Raw genomic sequence first — 5783 nt, 5'->3', positions numbered from 1 at the left:
CCTTCGGCGTCCTCAAGTCCGGCAAACCGTTCGACCCAATCCTTCATGGGGCTTGATCTCGATAACAGTATCTACCGGTTCTCTCGCCCCTCTTCACTCTTTCCAGATCTGAAATCATGGACAAGCTGACCCGCGCCGACCTGCTCAGCCTGGAAACCTACGCGCGGCAGCGCGGCGAATTCCGCGCCCGCGCAATGGCACACAAGCAGCAGCGCACGGTGCACCTCGGCGAGCATCTCACGCTGGTCTTCGAGGACCGCCTGAGCGTGCAGTACCAGGTGCAGGAAATGCTGCGCATCGAGCGCATCTTCGAGGCTGCCGGCATCCAGGACGAGCTGGACGCCTACAATCCGCTGGTCCCCGACGGCAGCAACCTCAAGGCCACCATGCTCATCGAATACGCCGACGCCGGGCAGCGCAAGCGCGAGCTGGTACGCCTGCGCCACATCGAGCATGCGATCGCGCTGACCGTGCACGGCCACGCCCCGGTCACCGCCATCGCCGACGAGGACATGGCGCGCAGCAACGAGGAGAAGACCGCCGCCGTGCACTTCCTGCGCTTCGAACTCGCCCCCGCGATGATCGCGGACTGGCGCGCCGGCGCGGCGGTCACGCTGGCCTCGACACTGCCGGCGATGCCGGTCGACGTGGCGCTGACGCCCGGCCAGCGCCACAGCCTGGCGGCGGACTTCGCCTGAGCGCGCGCCGGCTCCTGCTCGCGGCCGCCCTGCTGCTGGCGCTGTGGGGCGGCGTTTCGTGGTGGCATCGGCGACCGCTGCATCCGCCGCCCGGCGTGCTGGCACCGGACGCCCCCGCGCAGGTCGATATCGACGACGGCGCCAAGCTGCAGCGCGGCGACGTCACGCTCACCACCCGCGCGCACTTCGACATCACCGCCCGCGTGCTGTCGCGCAAGGACTATTCCCGGGGTGCGGACGCCGGGCTGATCCCGCTCGATCTCGCGCTCGGCTGGGGCCGCATGTCCGACAGCGCAGTGCTGGCGGACATCGACATCACGCAGTCCGACCGCTTCTACCATTGGCACGTCAAGGCATTCCCGATCCCGCGCCGCGAGATCGAGACCTCCAGCGCCAATATGCACATGATTCCCGCCGACGATGACGTGAAGCGCGAACTCGAACAGGTACGCCAGGGCCAGCTGGTGCACCTCGAAGGGTTCCTGGTCGACGCCAGCCGCGCCGACGGCTGGCACTGGAACACCTCGCTGACCCGCGACGACACCGGCGCCGGCGCCTGCGAGCTGGTCTACGTGGAGCGTGTCGACATTTCCGCGCCGTGACGGCATGGCACAGCCGGACGCCTCAGCAACGCAACAGGCTATACAGCGGCACGTCGCCCTGCCAGCGGGCGCGCCCCTGCAACGCCGGCAGCTCGATCACCACGCTGGCGCCAAGCAGCTCGGCGCCCAGCTTGCCGACCAGGGCCGCGGCCGCGACCAGCGTGCCGCCGGTGGCCAACACGTCGTCGACCAGCAATACGCGCTCGCCCGGCCCGATCGCGCCGGCTTGCGCCTGCAGCCGGTCGCTGCCGTATTCAAGCTGGTAGTCCACCGTCACCACCGGCGGCGGCAGCTTGCCCGGCTTGCGCAGCGGCACGAAACCGGCGTGCAGCTTCTGCGCCAGCGCCGCGCCGAAGATGAAGCCGCGCGCCTCGATCCCGCATACCGCCTGCACGCCGCCGCCGTGCCACGGCTCGGCCAACGCATCGACGCAGCGGGCAAAGGCGCCGGCATCGGCAAGCAGCGGGGTGACATCGCGGAACGTCACGCCGGGCGTGGGGAAATCCGCTACGGCGCGGATCAGTGCGGCGAAATCCTGCATCGGTTTTCCTCGGAATGGGGCTACCGCCCGGGCCACAGGGCCGGCGCCACTCAGCAGGGCGCGGGGCACGGACCGTCGGGCAGGTCGCCGGCCTCGTCGATCGCCAGCCGGGCTTCGGCGAGCCCGGCCTCGACCTCGCGCACGATGCCGCCGGCCTCGGCCAGGCTCGACTCGGGCACCATCACCGCGATGTAATCCATCGCCGGCAACTGGCCGACCCCGCCGGTGAGGTATTCGCCGGCGATGAACGCCGGGATGCCGCCTGCTTCCAGCGCATCCTTCACCAGATGGGCATCGAACAGGTTCTCGGCGCGGTAGACGGCGTGCATGTCCGGCACGCTAACCCGCCGCGGCGCACGGGGCAAGCTGCCCGGCGGCGATGGCGGCGACAGGGTAAACTTGCGTGTTTCCGCCACCGCTTGCGAGCCTGAGTCCGATGTCGACCGAGAATCCCGCCAACGCACCCGCCCATCCGACGGCCGCCGTGCAGCAGGCGGCTCCTGTACAGGCGGCTCCGCTTTCGGCGACTCCACATCAGGATTTCATCCGGCAGATCGTGCGCGACGACCTCGCCGCGGGCCGGCACGCCGCGATCCACACCCGCTTCCCGCCGGAGCCGAACGGCTACCTGCACATCGGCCACGCCAAGGCGATCTGCCTGAGCTTCGGCATCGCCAGGGAGTTCGGCGGCTGGTGCAACCTGCGCCTGGACGACACCAACCCGGGCAGGGAAGACCCCGAGTTCGTCCAGGGCATCAAGGACGACGTGCGCTGGCTGGGCTACGACTGGCACGAGCTGCGCCACGCCTCGGACTACTTCGAGGTGTTCTACCGCAGCGCCTGCAAGCTGATCGAGGACGGCCTGGCCTACGTCGACGACCTCAGCGCCGAGGAGATGCGCCAGTACCGCGGCACGCTGACCGAACCGGGCCGCCACTCGCCCTGGCGCGGGCGTTCGGCCGCGGAGAGCCTGGACCTGTTCCGCCGCATGCGCGCCGGCGAGTTCGCCGACGGCAGCAAGACGCTGCGCGCGAAGATCGACATGGCCTCGGGCAACATCAACCTGCGCGACCCGGCGCTGTACCGCATCCGCAAGGTCACCCACCAGAACACCGGCGATGCCTGGCCGATCTACCCGATGTACGACTTCGCGCACGCGCTGTCCGACGCGATGGAAGGCATCACCCACTCGTTGTGCACGCTGGAGTTCGAGGACCACCGCCCGCTGTACGACTGGTGCGTGGACAAGGTGGACCTGCCGAACCATCCGGAACTGTGGCAGTCGGTGGTCGCCGCGGGCCTGGAGGCGAAGCCGGCCAAGCCGCGCCAGATCGAGTTCTCGCGGCTCAACCTCAGCTACTGCATCACCAGCAAGCGCAAGCTGGCGCAACTGGTCAGCGAACATCACGTGGACGGCTGGGACGACCCGCGCATGAACACCCTGCGCGGCCTGCGCCGGCGCGGCTTCACTCCGGCCGGGCTGCGCCTGCTGATCGAGCGCGTGGGCGTCTCCAAGCAGAACAGCGTGATCGACTACGCCGTACTGGAGAACTGCATCCGCGAGGATCTGGACGCCACCGCGGCGCGCCGGATGGCCGTGCTCGACCCGCTGAAGCTGGTGATCACCAACCTGCCGGAAGGCCACGAGGAAACCCTGAGCTTCCCGAACCATCCGAAGGACGAGAGTTTCGGCACGCGCGAGGTGCCGTTCGCCCGCGAGGTATGGATCGAGCGCGAGGATTTCGCCGAGATGCCGCCGAAGGGCTTCCACCGGCTGAAGCCCGAGGGCGAAGTGCGCCTGCGTGGCGTCGGCATCGTCAAGTGCGAACAGGTCGTCAAGGACGCTGCCGGCAACGTGGTCGAGTTGCACTGCACGCTCGATCCGGAAACCCGCCACGGCCTGCCCGGCGCCGACCGCAAGGTGAAGGGCACCGTCCACTGGGTCAGCGCGAAGCATGCGGTGGCCACCGAGGTGCGCCTGTACGATCGCCTGTTCAGCGTGCCCGCGCCGGACAGCGAAGAGGATGGCAAGAGCTGGCTCGATCACGTCAACCCCGAGGCCAAACGCGTGGTGCGGGCATGGCTGGAACCGGCCGCCGCCCGCGTCGAGCCGGAGCGGCGCTTCCAGTTCGAGCGGCTCGGCTACTTCGTGGCCGACCGCGTCGACCACCGCGCCGACGCCCCGGTGTTCAACCGCACGGTGACCTTGCGCGACGTGTGGGCCAAGCCGGCCGGCCAGTAAGCGGGCCGGCCCACTGACGGAGCCAAGGCATGCTGCCGCTGCAAATCCATCTCACCCTGCCGCCGTGGATCGGCGACGTCGCCGACACCAACCGGCGTTACCAGAGCGACGAGGAGCGCGTGGGCCTGGCGATCGAGCTGTCGCGGCACAACGTGGAGCGCGGCGGCGGCGGCCCGTTCGGCGCCGCCGTGTTCAACAGCCACAGCGGCCGGCTGGTCGCCGTCGGCGTCAACCGCGTACTGCCGCAGAGCTGTTCGGTCGCGCATGCCGAGATGATGGTGATCATGATCGCGCAGCAGCGTTTGAGCCGGCACCGGCTGAACGAGGACGGCGGCCATTACGTGCTGGCCACCAGCTCGCAGCCGTGCTGCCAGTGCTACGGCGCCACCGTGTGGGCCGGCATCGACGAGCTGCTGATCGGCGCGCGCTCCGAGGATGTCGAGGAACTCACCGAGTTCGACGAGGGTCCGTTGCCGGCCGACTGGATCGGCGAGCTGGCCCGCCGCAACATCGCCGTGCGCCGCGACATCCTGCGCGCCCGCGCCCGCGAGGTACTGGCCACCTATGGCGCCACCGGCGTGCCGTATTGAACCGCTGGCGCGCCGCGCTGCCGCTGATCCTGCTGGTGCTGGCCGGCATCGTGCTGTTCGCCTCCGGCTCGCTGGACCGGCTGGGGCCGCAGCAACTGGTGGCGCACCAGGCCGAGCTGCACGCGCAGATCGCCGACCACCCCTGGCTGAGCCGCCTGGCCTACACCGGCCTGCTGACGCTGACCGTGGCCACCGGCATCCCGGGCACCATCGTGGTGATCCTGGCCGGCGGCTTCGCCTTCGGCGTGGTCGACGCCACCGTGTACTCGTCGATCGGCCTGACCCTGGGCTCGCTGATCCTGTTCCTGGCCAGCCGTTACGCGTTCGGCGCCGGCAGCCGCCAGCCGCCGGCGATCGTGGCGAAACTGCACCACGGCTTCGAACGCCACCCGGTGAGCTATACCCTGTTCCTGCGCTTCGTGCCGGTGGCGCCGTTCGGCCTGGTCACCGTCTGCCTGGCCTGGCTGCGCTGCCCGCTGTGGCTGTTCCTCGGCGCCAGCTGGCTGGGCGGTACCGTTTCGCTGATTTTCGAAACCTCGATCGGCGCTGGCCTCGGCGACGCCATGAGCCATGCCAGCAGCTTCGGCCTGGACCTGTTCATGCACCGCGAGGTACTGCTGCCGCTGGGGGCGATCGCTCTGCTCGCGCTGCTGCCGCTGTTGATCGAGCGCGTCACCCGGCGCCGCCGGCGGGGAACCCGGCGCATCGACTGAATGCCCGGCCGCCTCGGGGTGGCCGGTACACCATGCACACCCGGGGCACCACGGCTTTCCTGCGGACGCTGGAAATTCCGCGCGATCGGCAACCGATCCGGGCCGCAGTGTGATCCGAAGCGCTCCCGCCGGACCTCGCCAAGCCGCCTTGCTGGGCAAGTCCGAAAGATCGTGCGCAATGGGCTGGGATGCCGCCAAATACCGGTGGATCGGCAAATTGACATTGCCGGGGGAACATCCCATATTCCTGACGGGCATGGCGTTAGCCCGTGATGCAGCACACGGACAAGCTTGTCGGTCACCCAGCACAATACCGGCAACCCTAGCAGGCCGTTGAGAAACCTCTGCGCTCCGCTGCAGTCATAGACGCTCTCAATCACTGACCGCCTGAACCGAT

At 69.2% G+C, this 5783-nt stretch carries 7 protein-coding genes; 5 read left to right on the top strand and 2 right to left on the bottom strand.

What is annotated here, in order from left to right:
* Positions 1 to 116: 116 nt before the first annotated feature.
* Positions 117 to 698, top strand: coding sequence for a DUF3501 family protein (locus RHOFW104R8_RS11295; protein ID WP_068094742.1), 582 nt, complete (start codon positions 117 to 119; stop codon positions 696 to 698).
* A 95-nt stretch (positions 699 to 793) separates the two neighbouring features.
* A complete protein-coding gene (locus tag RHOFW104R8_RS11290; protein WP_235604414.1) occupies positions 794 to 1300 on the top strand; it encodes a hypothetical protein in 507 nt (168 codons plus the stop codon).
* A 22-nt stretch (positions 1301 to 1322) separates the two neighbouring features.
* Here the strand turns inward: RHOFW104R8_RS11290 and RHOFW104R8_RS11285 are convergent, their stop codons facing one another.
* Together RHOFW104R8_RS11285 and RHOFW104R8_RS11280 are read right to left on the bottom strand one after the other, a co-directional pair.
* Positions 1323 to 1841 (bottom strand): adenine phosphoribosyltransferase, encoded by a 519-nt coding sequence (locus RHOFW104R8_RS11285; RefSeq protein ID WP_068094748.1) that lies wholly within the window; start codon positions 1839 to 1841, stop codon positions 1323 to 1325.
* Positions 1842 to 1891: 50 nt separating this feature from the next.
* Complete coding sequence (locus RHOFW104R8_RS11280) at positions 1892 to 2170, bottom strand: DUF2007 domain-containing protein (protein WP_068094751.1); 279 nt, start codon at positions 2168 to 2170, stop codon at positions 1892 to 1894.
* A 107-nt stretch (positions 2171 to 2277) separates the two neighbouring features.
* On the opposite strand from RHOFW104R8_RS11280, the gene RHOFW104R8_RS11275 reads away from it, so the two are divergent.
* Genes RHOFW104R8_RS11275 through RHOFW104R8_RS11265 form a run of 3 tightly spaced genes read left to right on the top strand, consistent with a single transcriptional unit; the run spans position 2278 to position 5386 of the window.
* The gene (locus tag RHOFW104R8_RS11275) at positions 2278 to 4083 is read left to right on the top strand and encodes a glutamine--tRNA ligase/YqeY domain fusion protein (protein WP_068094757.1); all 1806 of its coding nucleotides are present in this window, start codon (positions 2278 to 2280) and stop codon (positions 4081 to 4083) included.
* A 29-nt stretch (positions 4084 to 4112) separates the two neighbouring features.
* On the top strand, positions 4113 to 4673 hold the full coding sequence (locus tag RHOFW104R8_RS11270; protein WP_068094759.1) for a nucleoside deaminase: 561 nt from the start codon (positions 4113 to 4115) through the stop codon (positions 4671 to 4673).
* Positions 4670 to 5386, top strand: a complete 717-nt coding sequence (locus RHOFW104R8_RS11265; protein ID WP_068094763.1) for a TVP38/TMEM64 family protein — start codon at positions 4670 to 4672, stop codon at positions 5384 to 5386. The genes RHOFW104R8_RS11270 and RHOFW104R8_RS11265 overlap by 4 nt, the downstream gene beginning before the upstream one ends.
* Positions 5387 to 5783 lie beyond the last annotated feature (397 nt).

The organism is Rhodanobacter sp. FW104-R8 (genome assembly GCF_001617365.1).
Taxonomy (GTDB): Bacteria; Pseudomonadota; Gammaproteobacteria; order Xanthomonadales; family Rhodanobacteraceae; genus Rhodanobacter.
The sequence above is the reverse complement of the archived record's forward strand: the minus strand, read 5'-3'. Positions and strand labels throughout refer to the sequence as shown.

What these genes read in the sequence shown, in the direction of transcription:
- RHOFW104R8_RS11295 (WP_068094742.1), top strand. Translation starts at nt 117, where the DNA reads ATGGACAAGCTGACCCGCGCCGACCTGCTCAGCCTGGAAACCTACGCG.
- RHOFW104R8_RS11280 (WP_068094751.1), bottom strand. Translation starts at nt 2,170, where the DNA reads ATGCACGCCGTCTACCGCGCCGAGAACCTGTTCGATGCCCATCTGGTG.
- RHOFW104R8_RS11285 (WP_068094748.1), bottom strand. Translation starts at nt 1,841, where the DNA reads ATGCAGGATTTCGCCGCACTGATCCGCGCCGTAGCGGATTTCCCCACG.
- RHOFW104R8_RS11270 (WP_068094759.1), top strand. Translation starts at nt 4,113, where the DNA reads ATGCTGCCGCTGCAAATCCATCTCACCCTGCCGCCGTGGATCGGCGAC.
- RHOFW104R8_RS11275 (WP_068094757.1), top strand. Translation starts at nt 2,278, where the DNA reads ATGTCGACCGAGAATCCCGCCAACGCACCCGCCCATCCGACGGCCGCC.